We start from the raw sequence: 21,777 nt of genomic DNA, 5'->3' as shown, positions 1-21,777 counted from the left end.
GTTTCCATTCAATCTATCTATATGGATGTTTTGACAACATTCATGGAATCTTAAATAAAACATATAGTTTTATCTACTCTATGTAATATAAATAAAATAAAACAAATAGTTATGAATATATGTGTAATTACAATGGCCTATGATATACAATAAATCCGTGAAATGACATAAAAAATACAATTTTTCATGGAAGATACAGTATAAAGTATAAAATTTTCTGAAGATTTCAAGCCTAACTTTCTGACAATTGACTCTGCTCCTGCAACATACTGTATGGTTGAAATTGTGGAAGTGTATTATAAACCTTGTAGGGGGTAATTTTTATGAATAAAATCTACAAAGTCATCTACAGTAAGGTGCGGAACTGCTATGTGGTGGTTTCCGAACTGGCGAAGAACCAGCGCAAATGTCACAGCGTCAATGTAAAGGGGAAAACTGCCCTGGCAGCAGCCATCCTCCTTGCATTGACGTCTTTTTGTTTGACGGGGATGCCGTCAGTTGCGCAGGCGGCCGACGGAACTGAAAGTCTGAAAAATAATGACTATGTAGGAGCCAATGGTTACTACTGGTACTTTGATGAAAAAACAAATCAGTGGGAGAAGTATCCATATAAAATAAGCAGTATCAACAATAACCGCTCTTGGCAAAAATTACCCAACTATGAGGGCGGCGGTGCAAAGGAACCGGGTGCTGTCACTGCGGGCTTGTATGCACAGGCAGGAGAGCAGACGGTTACCATTGGGAACCGCAATGCCGGACAGTCAAAAGGCAGTGTGTTTATCGGGGAACTCGACAGATATAATGACGGGAGAGAGAATAATCCTGTCGGAATGAGCAACAATTATGTAACAGCTGTTGGTTTCCAGTCTAATGCCACCGGCTGGGGTTCCATTGCCATCGGTTCCAATGCCGTCGCTGTAAATACCCATGAAACCAGCCAGGTAGTAGATTACGAAGGAAATGAAGGAACTTCCGGTACGGTACAAGACGATAATTATGGGATCAAATTAAATCCGTCAATCACATGGTCTTCCGTTGCTTTAGGCTATAGCGCTAAAGCCAAAGACGGGAACATCGCCATCGGTGCCTATTCAGACGCTACATCTACAGATAAAAATGATTCTTACGTCTCCGTAGGTAATGGAACTCTTAAGCGTCGCATCACCAATGTCGCTAAAGGTACCGATAACTCCGATGTTGTTACCGTTGGTCAGATGAATGACGCTATTAAACAAGCTGATAATTTGAACGTCAATGCCGGTTGGGGCATCAACGTTGCTGATGAAAAAGACCCGAAAACCGGAAAGGGAACTAAAAATGTCATCAGCCTGAAACACAATCTTGGCACGGGGTACAACGATGCCGAGGCTAACGGCATGATTATCGGCGGTCTGGTTGAAGACAGAGATTCTGCAAAACAGTACGGTGCTGCTGATGCAAATTCCGTTGTCGTTGGTGCTGGTAAAGCCTTGGCATCCGGCAAGAGCAGTGTCGTTGTCGGTGGATTGGACAATGTTGCTTCTGGCGCTACGTCTGTAGTCGTCGGCGGTGATAACAATAATGCAGCAGGAAATCAGTCTGCTGTATTCGGTGGACGTAATAACACGGCTGGTGGTATTGCTTCTACAGCCGGAGGCGGTATCATGAATGTTGCCAATGGTCAGCAGGCTGTTGCTCTTGGTGGTGCATACAACTATGCATTGGGGACTTCTTCAACCGCCATCGGCGGAACGGGCGGCAATGGTATGTATGGTTACAGCACTAGTGTAAATGGTAACTACTCAGTTAGTCTGGCTGGTGGTTCTACCGGTACTGAAGCGTTAAATGGCTTAGCGGCAGGTAATCAGTCCGTTGTCACAACAGCTAATGGTACAGCCGTTGGCTATCAGGCCACAACTGATAAAGAAGGCACGATTGCGTTTGGCCATGATGCAGGCGATGTCTCCGGCTATACCATCGAATGGAACAAACTGCCCAAAGGTCAGGTCAATGCTGATGGAACGGCTAATGATTATACCAAAGCTCCGAAATCTGTAACTCCTACGAAGTATAAAGACGCTTACTACAACCGCCTTGTCAAAGTCGCCGACGGCCAGGATGACCACGATGTCGTCGTCATGGAACAGCTGAAACCGTATACCAAATCGGACGCATCCAATATTGGCAATAACTTGAAGACCTACACCGTCGGTGATAATGGAGAAACCATTACAGAAGCCGATGCAACAGATGACCAGAAGAAAACCAATAAAGATGACTGGGGCAAGGCTCTTGGTGCAGAACCGTTTACTACAGGCACATCCGATGCTGCTACGGATGCTTCTACTTCCGACCAGCTGGTAACGGGCAAGACGCTGTACAACTATGATGCGCCGGTTGCAGAAACTGGCAAGAAATTGAATTATGTGTCGGCAAACAACACGACTGGCCAGAATCTGCTGAATCTGGATAGACAGGTAAAGACCAATACGGATACACTTTCCGATGTGAATAGCCGGTCTGTGAAGTATGATACCAAAACGGAAAATGGTAAGACCGTTGTCGACAATACAAAGATCACTCTGGCCGGTGAAGGTGGCACCACCATCACGAACCTGAAAGATGGGGCCAATGCCAACGATGCCGCTACCGTAGGGCAGATGAATACGGCGATTGGCAATGCAAAAACCAAATACTACTCCGTCCACAAAGGGCCCCAGATTGCCGGGTTCAGCACCAACGAAAACAACGATGGTGCTTCCGCCTGGGCGGGCCTGGCTGCGGGCTATGAAACCGGCACTACCGGCATTGCTTCGACCGTTGTCGGTTCCTATTCCGGCGTTATAGGTTCCGGGTTGCAGGGTGCAGCCTCTATTTCCCTGGGTACCCTGAACCTGAACCAGAATACCGATACAAGTAAGACTTTCAGTGGCGTGGCCAACAGCATCGTGGGCCAGGGCAACATGACCACCAATTCCAACGCCGCCATCATCATCGGTGCCGGGAACACCATCACCGATTCCTATAAGGATGTAAAAATCGATACCAGCACCATGAAGGGCAGCACGCCGGAAGCGCTGGAAGAAGCCCTGCAGCAGGCCGTTCCGGAAAGCGGCGGGCAGGTCATGGCCATCGGCGGCGGCAACAAAATCACCAGTGCTTACAAGACCCAGGTTGTGGGCCTCGGCAACACGGTTTCCAGTACGGAACTGAACTATGTGGAAGGCTTTAATAACACTGTTACGGGCGGTACGAGCAATTACATCATCGGTGCCCAGAATAACCTGACAGGCGGCAGCAAGAACATCGTCTTTGGCGATAACCATACCCTGAGTAATAAGAGCAACAATGTGGTCATCGGCTCGGCCGATTCCAGCAAGGAACTGGCCGCTTCCGGCGCCGTAGTCATCGGACACAATGCCGATGTGAGCGTTGACGGCGGCGTGGCCCTGGGCAGCGGGTCTGTGGCTTCTACGAATAAAGACGTGGAAGGCTATGATCCTCTGAAGAAGGGTGCCAGCGAATCGGCTGACAAGGCCTGGAAATCCTCCTGGGCAGCGGTTTCTGTAGGCGATGGGACCCATACTCGCCAGATCACCGGGGTGGCAGCCGGCACCAACGATACGGATGCTGTTAACGTGGCCCAGATTAAGAAGCTGGCTAACATCGATGCTTCCAATATTGGTGCTAATCTGCAGTACGGAGCTGATGGGACAACAGCGGCTACTGATACTGATAAGACGAAGAATAAAGAAGCTTGGGCGACAGCCATTGGTACTGGCACGGTGACCAAGGATGATGATGGTTCGAAGCAGATGGTTACCGGCAAGACGGTCTATGACGCTCTTCATGGCGGCTTAGACAACATCACCGTTGGCAAAGACGGTCAGAACGGTAAAGACGGCTCCATAGGCATTGCTGGTCAGAATGGCAAAGACGGCTATTCCATTACCTACATCAAGACGGAACAGGGCGCAGCCGGCGTGGACGGCAAGGATGGCATCACTCGTGTCGTTTACCAGGACAAGGATGGCAACGGTAAGCATACCTTCGCAACCCTCGATGATGGACTGAAATTCAAAGGCGATGACAGCACGGTTATCGCAAGGAAACTGAATGAACAGCTGAATATCACCGGAGGCGCAGACAGCACGAAGCTGACGGATAAAAACATCGGTGTAAACAGCAGCACTGACGGCCTGAAAATCCAGCTGGCCAAGAACCTTGCAGGCATTACATCCATTGCCAACCAGACAACAACTGGCAAAGGTGATGCCCAGACTACTACTGGTGCAAAGATTGACCTGAAGGACGATGGCAGTATCAGTGTCAATAGCGGTAAGATTACTGATGTTAAGAGCGGCCTTACTGCAACTGACGGAACCTATGCAGATACAGATAAGAACAATGCCGCCAACATTGGTGACGTCCACAGCATGATTGAAAAAGAAGCTGGCAATACGGATGACAAGCTGGCGCTGAAGGCAAATGTGGCTGCTGACAATATCGGTACCCATATCACTGATACAACAGCACAGAAGACAAATCTGGATAATTGGGGCGCAGCTATTGGTACCGGTGCGGTAGCTGATTCTACTAACGAACATGCCAATCAGCTTGTAACTGGCAAGACGGTCTACGACGCCCTCCATGGCGGACTGGATAACATCACTGTCGGCAAAGATGGCAAGGATGGCAAAGACGGCTCCATCGGTATTGCTGGTCAGAATGGCAAAGACGGCTACACCATGACCTACATCAAGACGGAACAGGGCGCAGCCGGCGTGGACGGCAAGGATGGCATCACTCGTGTCGTTTACCAGGACAAGGATGGCAACGGTAAGCATACCTTCGCAACCCTCGATGATGGACTGAAATTCAAAGGCGATGACAGCACGGTTATCGCAAGGAAACTGAATGAACAGCTGAATATCACCGGAGGCGCAGACAGCACGAAGCTGACGGATAAAAACATTGGTGTAAACAGCAGCACTGACGGCCTGAAAATCCAGCTGGCCAAAGACCTCACCAGCATCACCTCTATTTCCGGCAGTACCGATGACAAAGGAGCTAAGATTACTCTCGATACGACGGATAAGAACATCAGCCTCAACGGCGGCAGCATCAAAGATGTGGCTTCGAACCTGACAAAAGATGGAAAGATCATTAAGGGGAGCGCTAACAATGCAGCCTCCATCAGCGATGTGCAGACACTGGTACAGCAGGGCGTAGATAACGGCTACACCAATGGCAATGGCATTACTATTCAGAAGGATGGTACATCCGGGAAGAATGTTATTTCCGTCAACCAAGGGGATGGCCTCAAATTCGACAGCGGAAAACTGGCTGTCAACACAGGCGATGGCTTGACTGTTGATGAAACAACAAAGGCTCTCAAAATCAAGACCTCCGACAGCAATCTGAAGGTGGACTCCAACGGCATCGGCCTGAGCGACAAGATTACCATTGGTTCGGACAAGACCAAACAGGTCACCATTGACGGGACGAACGGTGAAATTTCCGGCCTGACCAATACGACCTGGGATTCCAAAGCCAACGATTACTCCAACTCCACGAAGGCTGCTACCGAAAGCCAGGTGGACGCGGCTGTGAAGGATGCTGTCAAGCAGGCCGGGGAGAACGATATCCATGTAGCAGCTGGTTCCTATGCAGTAAATGATCAGAATCAGGTTTCCATGAATCTTGTTGATAAGAATAACGATACAAAAGGTACCGTTATCATTACCGACGTAGCCAAGTCCAGCGAAATGGGCGATGTTTCCAAGCTGGCTGACGGTGTGAAGAACGCTGGTGGCAAAACGACTACGGTGGTGGATGCCATCAACAACGTGAATACCAGTATGAATACCAAGATCGGCGACCAGAACTACAGCAAGAGCAATACCAGCGGCACCAACAAATATGTGAGCGATGGTGACAGCATCACCAGTGCCATTGGCAAACTGGATGGGGCCGTACAGCAGGCCGCTTCTGCAGCCGGAAAACATTCCACCGTTTCCGAAGGCAGTAATATCAAGGTCAATGGAAATGTGCAGAACGATGGCCATACGGATTATAAGGTATCTCTGAAAGATGATATCTCTCTGAACAGCGTGACCACGAAGAGCGCGACCACCGATACCCTGACCGTGAACAACAGCGCCACCATCGGCGGTGTGACCATTGCGAATAAGACCATCAGCGACCTGGATGATACCAAGATCGAAAAAGGTTCCACCAATGCGGTGAATGCCGGGACCATCTGGAACGAACTCCGTCCTTCCGGCGGCACCTATATCAATCAGAACAACACCACAGCCCAGAACATCACGAATCTGGATACCCAGGTGAAGAGGAACAGCGATCTGGTGAACAGTGACGGCAGCACCATCAAGATCGGCAGCAAGGATACGGCCACCAAGGTGGACATCAGCGACAAGAACGGCAGCGGCCGGGTGATCACCGGTGTGGTCACCGACACCAACGACGCCAGCTCCGCCGCCAACGTGGGTTATGTGAACAACATGGCCGCCGCCAATACCCAGCAGATCTACCGGGATATGAACAACGCCTACGGCCGGTTGGACAACAACATCAACCGGGCGGCTGCCGGCAGCAATGCCCTGGCTGCCCTGCATCCGCTGGAATTCGACCCGGACGACAAGCTGAGCTTCGCCATGGGCTATGGCCATTACCATAACGCCAACGCCGCTGCTGTGGGTGCTTTCTACCAGCCCGACAGCAAGACCCAGTTCAACTTCGGTGTGGCCCTGGGTAACGGAGACCCTGGCTTCAACGCCGGCATTGCCTTCAAGCTGGGCAAATCGTCCCCGTACGCCGGCATGAACCGGGTAACCCTGATCCATGCGGTGCAGGATCTGAAGGCCAGCGAGGAAGCCAAGGACAAACGGATCGACGCCCTGGAAAAAGAGAACCAGGAAATGAAGAAACAGCTGCAGGCCATCCTGGCCAAGCTGAATGGGTAAGAGAAACGCAGCCTATAGATGTAAACTTTGTGTCCCCCTGAAAGGGGGAAAGGACCCGCTTTGCGGGTAGGGGGTTTCACACCGTGTGTTGAGACCCGAAGCTATCGACCCGCCGTAGGGGCGGATTGGTATTCCGCCCGCCTCAGGAAGCCCGATGCCAAACGGCATCGGGCTTTTTGCTGTCTTATTGCCGGCAACTCTTTTCACAAAAACCGAAACCTTCCAAAATTTTCCAAATTTTTCTCTCTTTGCCTTCAATTTTCTGGCAGAACTAAATCAAAATGATTTACATGAATAAATGATGAAAACTATAAAAACAAATTGTTCTGTAAATAAAATATGAAAATAAAATAAAAATAGATATACTTTGTAAACATAATTTCCAGGGTATATACAAAGAACAAAGGCTGTCTTTACAGTTCCGAAAAATCTTAAAATTTCAGGAACTTTTTTGTCATTTTCCTGCCGGTTTTTTCCGATTGACCATGCTCTTAGGACATCCTGTATAGTCGAACTAGATATAGTTTCAAAGGAGGCAGTCTGATGAACAAAATCTACAAAGTCATTTACAGCAAGGTACGTAACTGCTACGTGGTGGTATCCGAGCTGGCCAAAAATAACGGAAAGGGAACCTCCCAGGGTGCTGTGGTGGGCAGCCGTAAAGGCACCAGCCTGCTGGCCGCTGTGCTGGCGGCAGGGGTATTGAGCCTGGGGACATTTGGAACGGCTCTGGCAGCCGGTACTAACGATACCGATGCTGTCAACGTGGCACAGCTCAAAGCTATCAGCAATACCGTTGATGCTTCGAAGACGAAGTATTACAGTGTCAATGATTCTGCTCCAGGTGCTATATTCGACAATGAAGAGTTTGAAAAACATTATACAAATAAAAATAATGATGGCGCAAAATCGTATTATGCAATGGCTGCGGGATATGGTACATATGCGGCTGGAGACGCAAGTACTGTTATCGGCTCATATTCTGTAATTCAAAATGATAAAGTTAAAGATGGAGACGATGAAGATTTATCTCCTCAAGGGGCTACTGCTGTATCTGTAGGATCGTTTAATTTCAATTTAAACACTCCAATTAAATCATCTAACGATTTTTCAAAATGGTACAGTGGGACAGCTAATAGTATTGTTGGACAGGGGAATCTGACAAAGGATTCTAACGGTGTTTTGATTTACGGTGCTGGCAATAAGATTACTAACTCGTACAGAGGCGATGTACCGATTAATATGTTGGCTGCTTCCATGAATTCCGACGTTTATCAGAATCCGGAATCGTTCACAGATAAAGTCGGCGAAGCTGTTTTACAGAGCGGTGGACAGGTCATGGCTATTGGCGGTGGCAACGTAGCAGATAAAGCCTATATGACGCAGCTGATGGGTGTGGGCAATAAAGTACAAGGGGATGATATCACTTTCACTCCTCCGGAATTACAGGATGATGAGGAAAACTATGAACGTTATATTACGGCCTTTAATAGTGCATTTAATAAGCAGGCAACAAGACTGAACTATGTAGATGGTTTCTATAATAATCTCACAAATGCAAAGAATGATTATGTCATTGGTATGGCAAATGACATTTCTGGTGATGATGTAAGCAGCAATAAATCGAATATCGTCATTGGTGACTTCCATCAGATGAAGAATGGTAGTAATAATATCATTTTAGGATCACAAGATGGGAAACTGACTCAGAAGAGATATAACACAGATGGAACTCTGGGTACAAAGGAAAGTGTAAATCGTTTTACACATCAGGAAAAACTTGCCGATGCCGTCATGATTGGCCATAATGCAGATGTACTGAAAAATGGCGGTGTAGCCATTGGTGCCGGTTCCGTAGCTGTTATCGATAAGGATCAAGTCGGTTATGACCCGGCAAATGGTGACCATCAGACTGATACCACTGGCACCTGGAAATCGACGGCAGCTGCCGTTTCCGTCGGTGATGTTTCTAAGAACAAGACTCGTCAGATCACGGGCGTAGCAGCTGGCACACAGAATACGGATGCTGTAAACGTGGCCCAGCTGAAACAGGCCCGGACCAAATATTACAGCGTCAATGAAAAAACACCGAATGTGTTTGGGGATGCGGCCAAAAAATATGCCCAGTACCTTAACGACGATAACAAAGGGGCCAAGGAATTCGCCGGTCTGGCAGCCGGGTACATGACCTATGCGGGCGGCATTGCCTCCACTGTAACCGGTTCCTTCTCCGGCATCATGAATGAGGCAGCTCAGCCGGGCAGCAATGATTTCCGCGGTGCGGCAGCCCTTTCCTATGGTATGTTCAACCTTAACGACAACACCAGTGCTTCCCAGCCCTTCAGCGGCGTCGCCAACAGCATCGTAGGGCAGGCTAACGTGACCACCGATTCCAACGCGGCTATGGTCTACGGCGCCGGGAACAGCGTCACCAATTCCTACCGGGCCATCGACGTTCAAAAAGCCGGTGCCATCATGCAGGGCCTGAAGGACCCGAAGCAGCTGAACGAGGCCCTGAAGGCAGCCGTTCCCACCAGCGGGGCCCAGGTCATGGTCATGGGTGGCGGCAACACCGTGGATAAAGCTTACATGACTCAGGTTGTGGGCGTGGGCAACACGGTGACCGGCAGCGACAAGGAATACACAGAAGGGACCTCCACCCAGCTGAACTACGTGGATGGCTTCTACAATAAAGTGGAAAACGGCAAGAACAATTATGTGATCGGTTCCCATAATACTCTCACCGGCAGCAACGTGGATACGAACAAATCCAATCTGGTGCTGGGCGACAACCACAAACTGACCGACCGGACGAACAACGTAATCCTGGGTTCTGCCGATAAGGAACTGACCATCTCTGCTTCCGACGCCGTCCTCATCGGCCACAATGCCGACGTGAAAGAGGATGGCGGCGTGGCCCTTGGCAGCGGGTCTGTGGCTTCTACGAAAAAAGACGTGGAAGGCTATGATCCTCTGAAGAAGGGTGCCAGCGAATCGGCTGACAAGGCCTGGAAATCCTCCTGGGCAGCGGTTTCTGTAGGCGATGGGACCCATACCCGCCAGATCACGGGTGTGGCGGCCGGGTTTGCGGATACCGACGCCGTGAACGTGGCTCAGTTGAAGAGTGTGGCTAGCCTGCCCGTCCACATTTACAGCGGCGGCAAGGGGAGCAGCGGCAGCTACACGGCCGGCAGCCTTGTAGCCACTCCGACCATCAGCAGCCTGCAGTTTGACTTCGGCGACGGCCTGAAAGCAGATGAAGTGGACGCAGAAGGAGGCAAACGCGTCCTGGTATCCCTGGATAAAAATGCCCTGAAGGGCGACCCTGATTTCAAAGGTGACCCTGGCAAAGATGGTAAAGATGGCAAGGATGGTGCAGTTGGACCGCAAGGACCTGCTGGCAAAGATGGTAAAGACGGCAAGGATGGTGCAGTTGGACCGCAAGGACCTGCTGGCAAAGATGGTAAAGACGGCAAGGATGGTGCAGTTGGACCGCAAGGACCTGCTGGCAAAGATGGCAAAGATGGCAAAGACGGTAAAGACGGCAAAGATGGCGGCGTAGGCACCGTTGTTGGCGACGATACCAACATCACCGTGGCCAACACCGAAACCGATGCCACCAAACCGGCCAACTATAAGGTTTCCCTGAATAAGGCCATCACCGTGGATAAGGTGACCGCAGGCGATACCACGATTTCCAGCAATGGTGTCTCCATTGCCGGTGGTCCGTCCATGACCAAGGACGGCATCGATGCGGGCGGCAGCAAGATCACCAATGTGGCAGCCGGTACCGCCGATACGGACGCTGTGAACTACGGCCAGTTGAAGGGCGTGGAAAGCAACGTACAGAACAACACCACGAACATTAACCGGTTGAACGGCCGGGTGAACGACCTGGACAGCCGGATCAACAAAGTGGGGGCCGGTGCCGCCGCTCTGGCAGCCCTGCATCCTCAGGACTTTAACCCGGACGACAAGTGGGACTTCGCTGTGGGCTACGGCAATTATCGGGATGCCAACGCCATGGCCATCGGTGCCTTCTATCGGCCCGATGAGAACGTGATGTTCAGCATGGGTACCAACTTCGGCAACGGCGAGAACATGATTAACGCCGGCGTAACCTTCAAGCTTGGGCCCAAGAACCACACCACCAGCAACAAGTACCTGCTCAGCAAGGAAGTGACCACCCTGCGGGCAACTGTGGCCCAGCAGGATGCCCAGCTGAAACAGCAGAGCAACGAGATCAAGGAATTGAGAGAAATGGTCAGCAAGCTGCTGGCGAAAGAAAAGTAAGACGGATGAAAAAATCGGGACCGCACCTGCGGCCCTGATTTTTTTGCCTTAAATTGTCCTTGATAGTACGGGTAACATCGGCTTTAAAAGGTAGAGAGGTGTGCGAACCCCCTACCCGCAAGCGGGCCCTTTCCCCCTTCCAGGGGGACACAAAGCTATTGTCCTTCCCTGGAAGGGAAGGGGGACCAGCCGAATGGATGGTGGATGGGTTCTCGCACCGATCATCCTGATCGACCCGCCTGGTCGGATCGAGAAAAAAGGCTGTGAAGAAATGAATCCGCTTTTTTTCGCGGAGGGTGGTGGTAACGATTTTCTTCCATGGGCAGGTTCTCCTTTCTGCATCTCCAGATACCTGTACGGTCCAACGACAGCACGGCTCTTATCTGTACTGCTCTAAACTAAACTGCTCTATTCTTTTTACTCTACTCTATACTGGGTATACCCATTGTCAGACAATTTCGGGCAGCCGGTCCCGGGAAAGTCCTCTTCGTTGCCCAAAGGGGGTGGAGCTCCGAAGGGAGGAACCCCAGGGGCTTTTGTATCACCCTCCTCTTCCAGCCACACATAGACCCGTTCCTTTGTCAGGGTCACCATTCTCTTTTCCGGGTACACGGATGCCTGATACCGGTCCCGGCGGATGTAGTTGTGCAGAAACCAGTGCCGGATCAGGGCGATTCCGCTGGGGAACATCATGACATAATGCCGGTCGATCAAATTTTTCAGGTCCTCCTGGCTGCAGTGGGCGATGGTCACTTCCAGCTCCGGGTTGGAAATAAACCCATCATCATCCGCATCCAGCAGCATCTGCAGGTACAAAAATTGTGTGTGTATGGGCATCCGCATGAAATGAGAGCTGCGGATCACCGATTTGGCAAACATACGACGTAGCGCCATCGGACAAGACTCCTTTCATAGAAAACAGGGAAGATCCTGAAAAAAGCATGAAAAAACCGGGTCCACTGGGAACCCGGTTGTTATAGGCAAACAAAAGGCCTTCCGTCAGGCAGCCTCCAGATCATCGTAGATGGTCATCAGCTCCTTCAGCGTCAGTTCAGATGCCTTTTCAATCTGTTTCAGGGTAGCCAGGGAGGGACGATAGCTGGATTTTTTATGCAGCAGCGATTTGATGCGTCTCAGTGTCCGTTCCGACACGCCCGAACTTTCTGCAAATCGTTTGATGGTGATGCCTGAGGATTTCAGCCACAGGAACAGTTTTCGTACTGCGTTCACTTGGATGGTCATCTGCCTTTCTAAGAATTAGGGTATAGAATGTGTATTTTCCATACGCACAACTCTGATTATACAGAATAATACAAAAAAGTAAACCGTTCGGCCACAAATGGCCTCTTTCAGAGTATTTTGGAAACCGGTATTTGTCCTCCATGTAGGCGCCCTACCATAATGAATCACTATACCGGGAGAAAGGTTTTACCGGGAACTTGTTGACACATACCGGCTTTTTTTTATTGTCCTGAAATTTATACAGCGTCCATGATATAATAAACCATAGTATTAACAATGGAGAGACGCATTGAAAACAGCCAATGTAGTGGCTGCACTGGCGATCAGCCATGATAAAGTCTTAGACAAAATAAAAAATTATTAATAACTAGCAAAGTAAGGAGATATCAAAATGAATAAACAAAAACTGGCTTCCAAAATCTGGGAAAGCGCCAATAAGATGCGGTCTAAAATTGAAGCCAATGAATATAAAGATTATATACTGGGATTTATTTTCTATAAATATCTGTCCGACCAAGAAGAACGGTATCTGCTGCAGCGGGATTACCGTCCGGAGGATATCCGTGACTATGTGAACGAGGAAGATACGGAAACGGTTCAAATGGTCCAGGACAATTTGGGCTATTTTATTGCTTATAAAGACATGTTTTCTACTTGGCTGAGCATGGGAAGCGACTTTACTGTAGACAATGTCCGTACGGCTCTCAGTTCTTTTACCCGTTTGATTTCTCCTACGCATAAACTGGTATTTGATAAAATTTTTAATACACTGGAAACCGGGTTAAGCAAACTGGGAGAAAATACCAAATCCCAGACCAAAGCGGTGCGAGACCTGCTTCAGTTAATCAAAGATATTCCCATGGATGGGAAACAGGATTATGATGTGCTGGGTTTTATTTATGAATATCTAATCAGTCAGTTTGCAGCCAACGCCGGGAAAAAAGCCGGGGAATTCTATACCCCCCATGAAGTTTCTCAGTTGATGTCAGAAATCATTGCCCACTATCTTCAGGGCCGGGAAGAAATTTCCATCTATGATCCTACATCAGGGTCGGGATCTTTGCTGATCAACATAGGGCATGCAGCGGCCAAGTATATGAAAGATGCCAACAAAATCCGGTATTATGCCCAGGAACTGAAACAAAATACCTATAACCTGACCCGTATGAATCTGGTAATGCGAGGTATCCTGCCTGCCAACATCATTGCCAGGAATGGGGATACACTGGAAGAAGATTGGCCCTATTTTGATGACAGTGATCCCACCGGGACTTACGAACCGCTTTATGTGGATGCGGTGGTCTCGAATCCTCCCTACAGCCAGCAATGGGATCCCAGCGGTAAAGACAACGATCCTCGGTATTCTCGCTTTGGACTGGCTCCCAAATCCAAGGCGGATTATGCATTTTTACTCCACGACCTGTATCATCTTAAACCGGACGGCATAATGAATATCGTCCTGCCCCATGGGGTCCTTTTCCGGGGCGGCGAGGAAGGAACCATCCGGAAAAACCTGGTGGAATACAATCATATCGATGCCATAATCGGCCTGCCGGCCAATATCTTTTTCGGCACGGGGATTCCTACCATTATCATGGTACTGCGGCAAAAACGGGAGAATACGGATGTATTGATTGTAGATGCTTCTAAGGGTTTTGTGAAAGAAGGAAAAAATAACAAGCTCCGGGCTTCTGACATTCGTCGGATTGTGGATACAGTCATCAGCCGGCGGGATGTACCCCAGTATGCCCGGAAAGTGAGCCGAGAAGAAATCCGTGCCAATGACTACAATCTGAATATTCCGCGGTATGTGGATTCATCAGAGCCTACGGAAAGCTGGGATATCTATGCCACCATGTTTGGCGGTATCCCGGAAAGCGAGCTGGCAGGACTCCAGCCCTACTGGGATACGTTCCCTACTTTAAAAGAGGAGCTTTTTGTCACTTGTCAGGGATACGCTCAGCTGAAAAATCCGGATATCCGAAAGACAGTGGAAAACAATCTGGCCGTAAGAGATTTTCAAGAAAAATTTACCCAGAATTTCAAGGATTTCCCCCAATATCTGCACCATACCCTGATTGACGGAATGGAGAAAATTTCCATTGCCCAGGCGGAAGAAGATGTCACCCAGGAACTTTTCCGTCATTTTTCCACAGTTCCTCTTCTGGATCCCTATGAAGCTTATGAATTATTCCATAACCAGTATGGACGGATTGTCGGCGATCTGGAAATCCTCCAGGCAGAGGGACTTTCTGCTGCCAATCAGGTAGACCCTCATATGGTGGTGAAAAAGAAGAATGGCAAGGAAGCAGAAGTCCAGGAAGGCTGGCAGGGACATGTGCTGGCTTTCAGCCTGGTACAGGAGACGTATCTGCAGGACCAATTGATCGAGTTGCATAACAAGCAGAACCGGCTACAGGAAATTCCCGAAGCAATCCAAAATCTATTGGATGAAATGGGGGAAGAAGAAAAAGAGAGCATAGCCTCTGCTTTGAATGAGAATGGCGATGCTTTTGTAGTGAAGAATATATCGCCTTTGTTGAAAGAATTGAAAAAAAATCCGGAAGAAAATGAAATGGCCCTGAAGACCCTTCAGCAGGTGGAATGTCTTGATAAGGAAGAAAAGAGCCTGAAACGGGCAGTTAAAGAAAGCGAAGAGAAATTGGTGGAACAGACTCGGGAAAAGATCCATAATCTGACTCCGGATGAAATCATCCATCTGTTGGATTTACAATGGATACGGCCTATTTCTACCCAATTGGCGCAATTGCCTGTCAATCTGCTGGAATCCTTGATTCATAAGCTGCAGGACCTGAATGAAAAATATGCTGAAACTCTGGATGATGTGGAACAGGGCATCCAACAAACGGAGCATGAGCTCATCCAGATGCTGGGAGAACTGACTGGACCGGAAATGGATCTGAAAGGGATTGAAGAGCTGAAGAAACTTCTGGGAGGGAAATAAAATGGCCCTAAAGAAAAAACCGGCACTAAGATTCAAAGGCTTCACAGACGATTGGGAACAGCGTAAGTTGGGGGATTTCGGGGCCGTTGCCATGTGTAAGCGGATTTTTAAAGATCAAACATCGGAAAAAGTAGATATTCCATTTTATAAAATCGGGACTTTTGGTGGCGTTCCTGACGCCTATATTCCAAGAGAGCTTTTTAATGAGTATAAGCAAATGTATCCTTATCCGGAAAAGGGAGATATTTTGATTTCCGCTTCAGGAAGTATTGGAAGAACTGTTGAATATACAGGAGAAGACGCATATTTTCAGGACTCCAATATTGTTTGGTTGAGACATGACAAATCGATTGTAAATCTATTTTTGAAGTATCTTTACGAAGTGATTCAATGGGCAGGAATTGAAGGAAGCACGATAAAAAGACTTTACAACGATAATATCCTGACAACAGAAGTGATGATACCTTCTGTACAGGAACAAGAAAAAATCGGTGCTTATTTAGATAGCATCAATCACCTCATCACCCTTCATCAGCGTATGCAAAAAAGTGCTTTTTGATCCGTGAGCTGACCCCCAATTGTTAGACCAAAAATCTAACAATTGGGGGTTAGTTTTTTTATGGCAAGACACAGCTATGAATTTAAGAAAAAAATAGTACTGGAATACTTGAACAGTGACAAAGGGTGTATTTCTATTTCACGTAAATATGGGATGGCAAGTAGCAGCCAGCTGCTAAAGTGGGCTGCTGCTTACAAGGCATTTGGAGATAATGGTCTGAAGAGATCTCGCTCTCAAAAAATATACTCTTTCAAAGAAAAACTTTCTGTGGTAGAGTCTTACTTAACAAATGAAATCTCATATCAGGAATTGGCAATTCGTGTAGGAATCAACAATCCGTCATTGATTTCCAGATGGGTCAATGAATTTAAAATTGCGGGGCCGGATGCGTTACGGTCACATAAAAAAGGTAGGAAAAAGACTTTGAGCCAATCAAAACCCAAAAAAACAGATACCCAGGTTCAACAACCGATGGTCAACATCAGTGTGGAACATGTCCAGGAGTTAGAGAATGAAAACCTTAAACTCCGAATAGAGAATGCTTTTTTAAAAGAACTGAGGAGACTGCGTTTAGAGGACGAAGCAAAAATGAGAGAGTTGCGAAAATCATCTCCAGTCTCCGAGGATCATTCAAGTTGAAAGACATTCTCTCCTATACGCAAATGCCCAAAGCAACCTATATGTACTGGCAGAAACGGTTTGACCGCGAGAATCCAGACCAGGAAGTAGAGGAGAAAATACAGGAAATCCGCAGCCAGCATAAAGATTATGGATACCGTCGCATGACCGGTGAGCTAAAGAACCAAGGGATTTGCGTGAACAAGAAGAAAGTTCAACGTATCATGCAGAAACTGAGCCTTCAGGTAACATCTTTTACCCGGAAGAGCCGTAAATACAGCTCCTATAAGGGTAAGGTAGGAACCATTGCTCCAAATAGGATACATCGTCGTTTTGAGACGAATATCCCTCACCAGAAGATTACGACCGACACTTCAGAATTCAAATACTATGAAGCAGATTCACAGGGACATTTGACTCTGCGCAAGCTTTATCTGGATCCTTTCCTGGACATGTTCAATAATGAAATCATCAGCTATGGAATAGCCAAATATCCTTCGGCTAACAGCATACTGGAAGCTCAAGCCAAAGCAATCAAAATTACTGCTGATTGTCCGTATCGAAGAACATTTCACTCCGATCAGGGCTGGGCATACCAAATGAAATTCTATACCAAAAGACTAAAAAACGAACGAATTTTTCAGAGCATGTCTCGAAAAGGCAACTGTCATGATAACGCTGTAATGGAAAACTTCTTCGGCTTACTGAAGCAGGAAATATATTACGGAGTGACCTACTACAGCTACAAAGAATTAAAAGGCGCTATCGAACGATACATCAAATACTATAACGAGCAAAGAATCAAGGAAAAACTGGGCTGGAAAAGTCCTGTTCAATACAGGCTTTCCTTGCAGGCAGCATAAAAAAGTAACGAGACGGTAAAAACCATCTCGTTACTAAGGTCTAACTTTTTGGGGTCACATCACCGATCTTGATCTAAACGGATATATATACAGTAAGGAGCCAAAAAATATGAGTGGATTTACGAAAGAAGCTGATTTTGAGTCCGCTTTGATACGGGCTTTGCAAAATCATGGATGGGCCAAAGAGGTCCTTCATCATCCGACGGAACAGGACCTGATCCAGAACTGGGCGGATATCCTGTATGAAAACAATCAGAATATCGACCGGCTGAATGGGGTCCCTCTCAATAAAGAAGAAATGGACCAGCTGCTGGACCAAATTCGTTCTTTGCGGACGCCTCTGGCACTGAACGGATTCATCAATGGCAAGACGGTTTCCATTACTCGGAGAAATCCTAAGGATGCCCTTCATTATGGTAAAGAAGTGAGCTTAAAGATTTACGACCGATTGGAAATTGCCGCGGGCCAAAGCCGATATCAGATTGTGGAACAGCCGGAGTTCGCTCGGAAAAATCTCCTGGGACAAGATCGGCGGGGAGATTTGATGCTGCTGATCAATGGGATGCCTTTGTTTCATATTGAGTTGAAACGGAGCGGGGTTCCCGTATCAGAAGCAGCCAATCAGATTGCGAAATATGCCAAGGAACAGGTTTTTACAGGGCTGTTTTCACTGGTGCAGGTATTCGTGGCCATGAATCCGGAAGAAACGGTCTACTATGCCAATCCGGGTCCAGAGGGAAATTTCAATCCGGATTTTTACTTCCATTGGGCAGATTTCAATAATGAACCAATCAATGACTGGCAGCGTATAGCTTCTGAACTTCTATCCATTCCTATGGCCCATCAGTTGATTGGATTCTATACGGTTGCCGATGACAGCGACGGTATCCTGAAGGTTATGCGAAGCTACCAATACTATGCTTCCACCAAGATTTCCGACCGGGTGGCCAAAAATGACTGGGAAGATGGAAGCCAGCTTGGGGGATATGTGTGGCATACCACCGGTTCCGGGAAGACCATGACTTCTTTCAAGAGTGCCCAGCTGATTGCCAGCTCCAAGGATGCGGACAAGGTCGTGTTCCTTATGGATCGAATTGAATTGGGAACCCAATCTTTGAAGGAATATCGGGGTTTTGCTGATGATGCAGATGACGTGCAGGCAACAGAAGATACTATTGCCCTGCTGACCAAACTGAAAAGCAATGATCCCAAAGATACCCTGATTGTTTCGTCCATCCAAAAGATGAGCAAAATACGGGAAGACGGCATGGCCAAAGGGCGGGAAAAAGATCTGGAAGAAATCCGGGAAAAACGCTTAGTCTTTATCCTGGATGAATGTCACCGGTCCACCTTTGGAGAAATGCTCAGCAATATCAAAACGACCTTCCCTCATGCCCTATTCTTTGGCTTTACAGGCACTCCTGTATTCCAGGAAAACGAAAAGGCACTCAGCACTACGGCAGATGTGTTTGGCAATGAACTGCACCGGTACAGCATTGCAGATGGAATCCGGGACAAGAATGTGCTTGGATTCGATCCAACGATGGTAATGGTTTACCCGGATAAAGCCCTGCGGGAAAAGGTGGGGCTGCAGGAAGCCAAAGCTCAGACCGTGGCGGAAGCCCTGGCAGATCCTGCCAAAAAAGCAATCTATTACCGTTTTGTCCGTCCCAATGAAGTTCCCATGGCAGGACGAGTAGGGAATGATGGAAACTGGATCAAGGGCATTGAAGATTATGTACCAAAAGCCCAATTTGAAACGGACGAGTATCAGAATGCAGTGGTGGACGATATCCTGAAGAACTGGATGACGTTGAGCCAGGGAGGACAATTCCATGCCATTTTTGCCACCAGCAGCATTCCGGAAGCCATCCGGTACTACAAAAAATTCCGAGCCAAAGCACCTCGGCTGAAAGTGACCGGGCTGTTCGATCCTACCATTGACAACAAAGGAGGTCAGCGGTCTTTATCCAAGGAAAATGGGCTCATAGACATGCTGCAGGATTATAACAATCTTTATCAGCAGCAGTTTGATTTGGCAGGATATGATCGGTTTAAAAAGGACGTAGCTGCCCGGTTGTCCCATAAAGCCCCTTATAGAGGATGCAAAAAGGAACAGCAACTGGATCTGCTGATTGTGGTGAACCAGATGCTTACGGGATTTGATTCCAAATGGATCAATACATTATATTTGGATAAGATGCTTACCTATGAGAATTTGATCCAGGCTTTTTCCAGGACCAATCGACTATACAACATCAATGAAAAACCCTTTGGTTCCATTCGGTATTACCGGTATCCTCATACTATGAAACAGAATATTGAAAACGCCATGAAACTGTATTCCGGGGATAAGCCCTGGGGTCTGTTTGCTGACCATTTACCTCAAAATCTACAGCACATGAATGAACGATTCCAGGATATGGCGCAGGTCTTCCGGGAAGCTGGCGTTCCTGATATGGAACGGCTTCCGGAAGACAATACAGTCCGGGGCAAATTTGCCAAGCTGTTCCGGGAATTTTCTACTTATCTGCAGGCGGCACAAATCCAGGGCTTTACCTGGGACACACAGGAATATCCGATTACGGATCTGGATACGGGAGAGAAAACGGGAACCATTTCTGTCATTCCGACCCGGGAACAGTATAAGATACTTCTGGAACGGTACAAAGAACTGCGGAATGAACCTTCAGGTGGAGGTGGCGGTGTGGACCCCACTTTTGCCATCGATCCTTATCTGACGGAACTTTCCACCGGATTGATTGATTCCCAATATCTGAATTCCCGATTTGAAAAGTATCGAAAGATCCTGACCCAGCCAGATGTGGATCCTGCAGAAAAAGAGACGACGCTGGAGCAACTGCACAAGGCTTTTGCGTCCTTGTCTCAGGAAGAACAGAAGTATGCCAATTTGTTCCTCCATGATGTGGAAGCAGGGGACGTTCGTATGGAACCAGACTGCACGTTTATGGATTATATCCATCAGTATGCCAATGCGGAACGAAAACGGCAGGTGGGAAAAGTTACAAAGTATTTTGGGATTCCGGAAGAAGTGGTCTGCCAAATGCTGGATGCTCACGTTAATGAACAAAATTACAATGCCTATGGACGGTTCGATGACGTGAAAAAATACATTGTGAAAGAAGATGCTGCTACCTATATAACGGCACTGGAAGGGAAAAAGGTGCCTCCTTTCAGAGTCAACAATATGGCTGAATCTATTTTGAAGGAATTCTTCCTTTCTGATGGAAAGAAACTGCCGGATGCACCGGATTTGGATAAGTAATCCCCTTCATCAGCATAGGAGTACGAAAGGAGTACACTTATGCAGGAGCGAAAAGGCGGGGAACAGCTGTTTCGAGAATACTATGCCCATTGGGTGACCATGTACAAAGAAGGAGCCGTACGGCCGGTGACTCTGGCGAAATATCAGATGACCCAATCCTGGTTGGAACGGTTACTCCCAGAATTACGGGTGCAGGATTTGACAAGGCTTGCTTATCAACAGCTGATTAATGATTATGCCCAGTACCATGAGCGTCAGACAACCATGGATTTCCATCATCAATTGAAGGGCGCCATTTTGGACGCTGTGGATGAAGGGCTTATCCAACGGGATCCTACCAGGAAAGTTATTATTAAGGGAATGGCTCCGAGAGAGAAGAAAATCAAGTATCTGAATCAGTTTCAACTCCACACACTCCTGAAACATCTGGATTTGGGTGAAAGAGTAAACTGGGACTGGTTCATCCTGCTGGTTGCTAAAACAGGAATGCGATTTTCTGAAGCTTTGGCACTAACGCCAGATGATTTTGACTTTGCCCATCAAACAGTCAGCATCAACAAAACGTGGAATTATAAAGGCAATGGAGGCTTTTTGCCGACTAAGAATCGGTCTTCTATACGCAAGATCCAGATTGACTGGAAGACAGTGATGCAATTTGCTGTATTGACTGATTCTTTGCCAAAGGAAGTGCCTTTCTTCATCCATAAAGGAAAAGTGTATAATTCCACTGTGAACAACATCCTGGAACGGCACTGTAAGAGATTAGAGATTCCAATAATTTCAATCCATGGGTTGCGGCATACTCATGCTTCTTTGCTGCTTTTTGCCGGTGTTTCCATCGCCAGTGTAGCTCGCAGATTGGGGCATGCCAGTATGACGACTACGCAGAAAACATATCTTCATATTATCCAGGAACTGGAAAATCAGGATATTGACCTGGTGATGCGTTCATTGGCTAATTTGTTGTAATATATGGCTGATGAAGG

At 47.7% G+C, this 21,777-nt stretch carries 10 protein-coding genes and 1 pseudogene; 9 read left to right on the top strand and 2 right to left on the bottom strand.

Going from position 1 to position 21,777, the window contains the following annotated elements:
- The first annotated feature begins 323 nt into the window (after nucleotides 1-323).
- The 3 genes from BQ5462_RS08620 to BQ5462_RS08610 all read left to right on the top strand — a co-directional run bounded on the left by BQ5462_RS08620 (nucleotide 324) and on the right by BQ5462_RS08610 (nucleotide 11,655).
- A complete protein-coding gene (locus BQ5462_RS08620) occupies nucleotides 324-6,965 on the top strand; it encodes an ESPR-type extended signal peptide-containing protein (RefSeq protein WP_076978302.1) in 6,642 nt (2,213 codons plus the stop codon).
- Between the two features lie 543 nt (nucleotides 6,966-7,508).
- On the top strand, nucleotides 7,509-11,258 hold the full coding sequence (locus tag BQ5462_RS08615) for an ESPR-type extended signal peptide-containing protein (protein ID WP_076978301.1): 3,750 nt from the start codon (nucleotides 7,509-7,511) through the stop codon (nucleotides 11,256-11,258).
- A 193-nt stretch (nucleotides 11,259-11,451) separates the two neighbouring features.
- The gene (locus BQ5462_RS08610) at nucleotides 11,452-11,655 is read left to right on the top strand and encodes a hypothetical protein (protein ID WP_071142922.1); all 204 of its coding nucleotides are present in this window, start codon (nucleotides 11,452-11,454) and stop codon (nucleotides 11,653-11,655) included.
- Between the two features lie 20 nt (nucleotides 11,656-11,675).
- On the opposite strand, the gene BQ5462_RS08605 is transcribed toward BQ5462_RS08610, so the two are convergent.
- Together BQ5462_RS08605 and BQ5462_RS08600 are read right to left on the bottom strand one after the other, a co-directional pair.
- On the bottom strand, nucleotides 11,676-12,152 hold the full coding sequence (locus BQ5462_RS08605; RefSeq protein ID WP_143038043.1) for a DNA replication protein: 477 nt from the start codon (nucleotides 12,150-12,152) through the stop codon (nucleotides 11,676-11,678).
- Nucleotides 12,153-12,257: 105 nt separating this feature from the next.
- On the bottom strand, nucleotides 12,258-12,500 hold the full coding sequence (locus BQ5462_RS08600; RefSeq protein ID WP_071142920.1) for a helix-turn-helix domain-containing protein: 243 nt from the start codon (nucleotides 12,498-12,500) through the stop codon (nucleotides 12,258-12,260).
- A 391-nt stretch (nucleotides 12,501-12,891) separates the two neighbouring features.
- Between BQ5462_RS08600 and BQ5462_RS08595 the strand changes: the two genes are divergently transcribed.
- The 6 genes and pseudogenes from BQ5462_RS08595 (at nucleotide 12,892) to BQ5462_RS08570 (ending at nucleotide 21,760) form a co-directional block, all read left to right on the top strand.
- Complete coding sequence (locus BQ5462_RS08595; RefSeq protein ID WP_071142919.1) at nucleotides 12,892-15,465, top strand: type I restriction-modification system subunit M; 2,574 nt, start codon at nucleotides 12,892-12,894, stop codon at nucleotides 15,463-15,465.
- A 1-nt stretch (nucleotide 15,466) separates the two neighbouring features.
- A pseudogene (locus BQ5462_RS08590) lies at nucleotides 15,467-16,003 on the top strand (restriction endonuclease subunit S); the annotation flags it as partial.
- An 81-nt stretch (nucleotides 16,004-16,084) separates the two neighbouring features.
- A complete protein-coding gene (locus tag BQ5462_RS11735; RefSeq protein ID WP_071141584.1) occupies nucleotides 16,085-16,663 on the top strand; it encodes a helix-turn-helix domain-containing protein in 579 nt (192 codons plus the stop codon).
- Entirely contained in the window at nucleotides 16,630-17,505 is an 876-nt protein-coding gene (locus BQ5462_RS11730) for an IS3 family transposase (RefSeq protein WP_143037990.1), read from the top strand. Before BQ5462_RS11735 ends, BQ5462_RS11730 begins: the two co-directional genes overlap by 34 nt.
- A 109-nt stretch (nucleotides 17,506-17,614) precedes the next feature.
- On the top strand, nucleotides 17,615-20,791 hold the full coding sequence (locus BQ5462_RS08575; RefSeq protein ID WP_071142917.1) for a type I restriction endonuclease subunit R, EcoR124 family: 3,177 nt from the start codon (nucleotides 17,615-17,617) through the stop codon (nucleotides 20,789-20,791).
- Nucleotides 20,792-20,830: 39 nt separating this feature from the next.
- Nucleotides 20,831-21,760 carry a site-specific integrase gene (locus BQ5462_RS08570; protein WP_071142916.1) on the top strand — a complete coding sequence of 310 codons (930 nt, stop codon included), beginning with the start codon at nucleotides 20,831-20,833 and terminating at the stop codon, nucleotides 21,758-21,760.
- The last annotated feature ends 17 nt before the right edge of the window (nucleotides 21,761-21,777 follow it).

Source organism: Acidaminococcus timonensis (assembly GCF_900106585.1).
GTDB classification, from domain to species: domain Bacteria; phylum Bacillota; class Negativicutes; order Acidaminococcales; family Acidaminococcaceae; genus Acidaminococcus; species Acidaminococcus timonensis.
Note: the sequence above shows the minus strand (reverse complement) of the source record. Positions and strands in the feature narration are given on the sequence as shown.

Bases quoted from the DNA above. Each gene is read 5' to 3' on its own strand.
- BQ5462_RS08620 (WP_076978302.1), top strand. From the start codon at position 324: ATGAATAAAATCTACAAAGTCATCTACAGTAAGGTGCGGAACTGCTAT.
- BQ5462_RS08615 (WP_076978301.1), top strand. From the start codon at position 7,509: ATGAACAAAATCTACAAAGTCATTTACAGCAAGGTACGTAACTGCTAC.
- BQ5462_RS08610 (WP_071142922.1), top strand. From the start codon at position 11,452: ATGGATGGTGGATGGGTTCTCGCACCGATCATCCTGATCGACCCGCCT.
- BQ5462_RS08605 (WP_143038043.1), bottom strand. From the start codon at position 12,152: ATGGCGCTACGTCGTATGTTTGCCAAATCGGTGATCCGCAGCTCTCAT.
- BQ5462_RS08600 (WP_071142920.1), bottom strand. From the start codon at position 12,500: ATGACCATCCAAGTGAACGCAGTACGAAAACTGTTCCTGTGGCTGAAA.
- BQ5462_RS08595 (WP_071142919.1), top strand. From the start codon at position 12,892: ATGAATAAACAAAAACTGGCTTCCAAAATCTGGGAAAGCGCCAATAAG.
- BQ5462_RS11735 (WP_071141584.1), top strand. From the start codon at position 16,085: ATGGCAAGACACAGCTATGAATTTAAGAAAAAAATAGTACTGGAATAC.
- BQ5462_RS08575 (WP_071142917.1), top strand. From the start codon at position 17,615: ATGAGTGGATTTACGAAAGAAGCTGATTTTGAGTCCGCTTTGATACGG.
- BQ5462_RS08570 (WP_071142916.1), top strand. From the start codon at position 20,831: ATGCAGGAGCGAAAAGGCGGGGAACAGCTGTTTCGAGAATACTATGCC.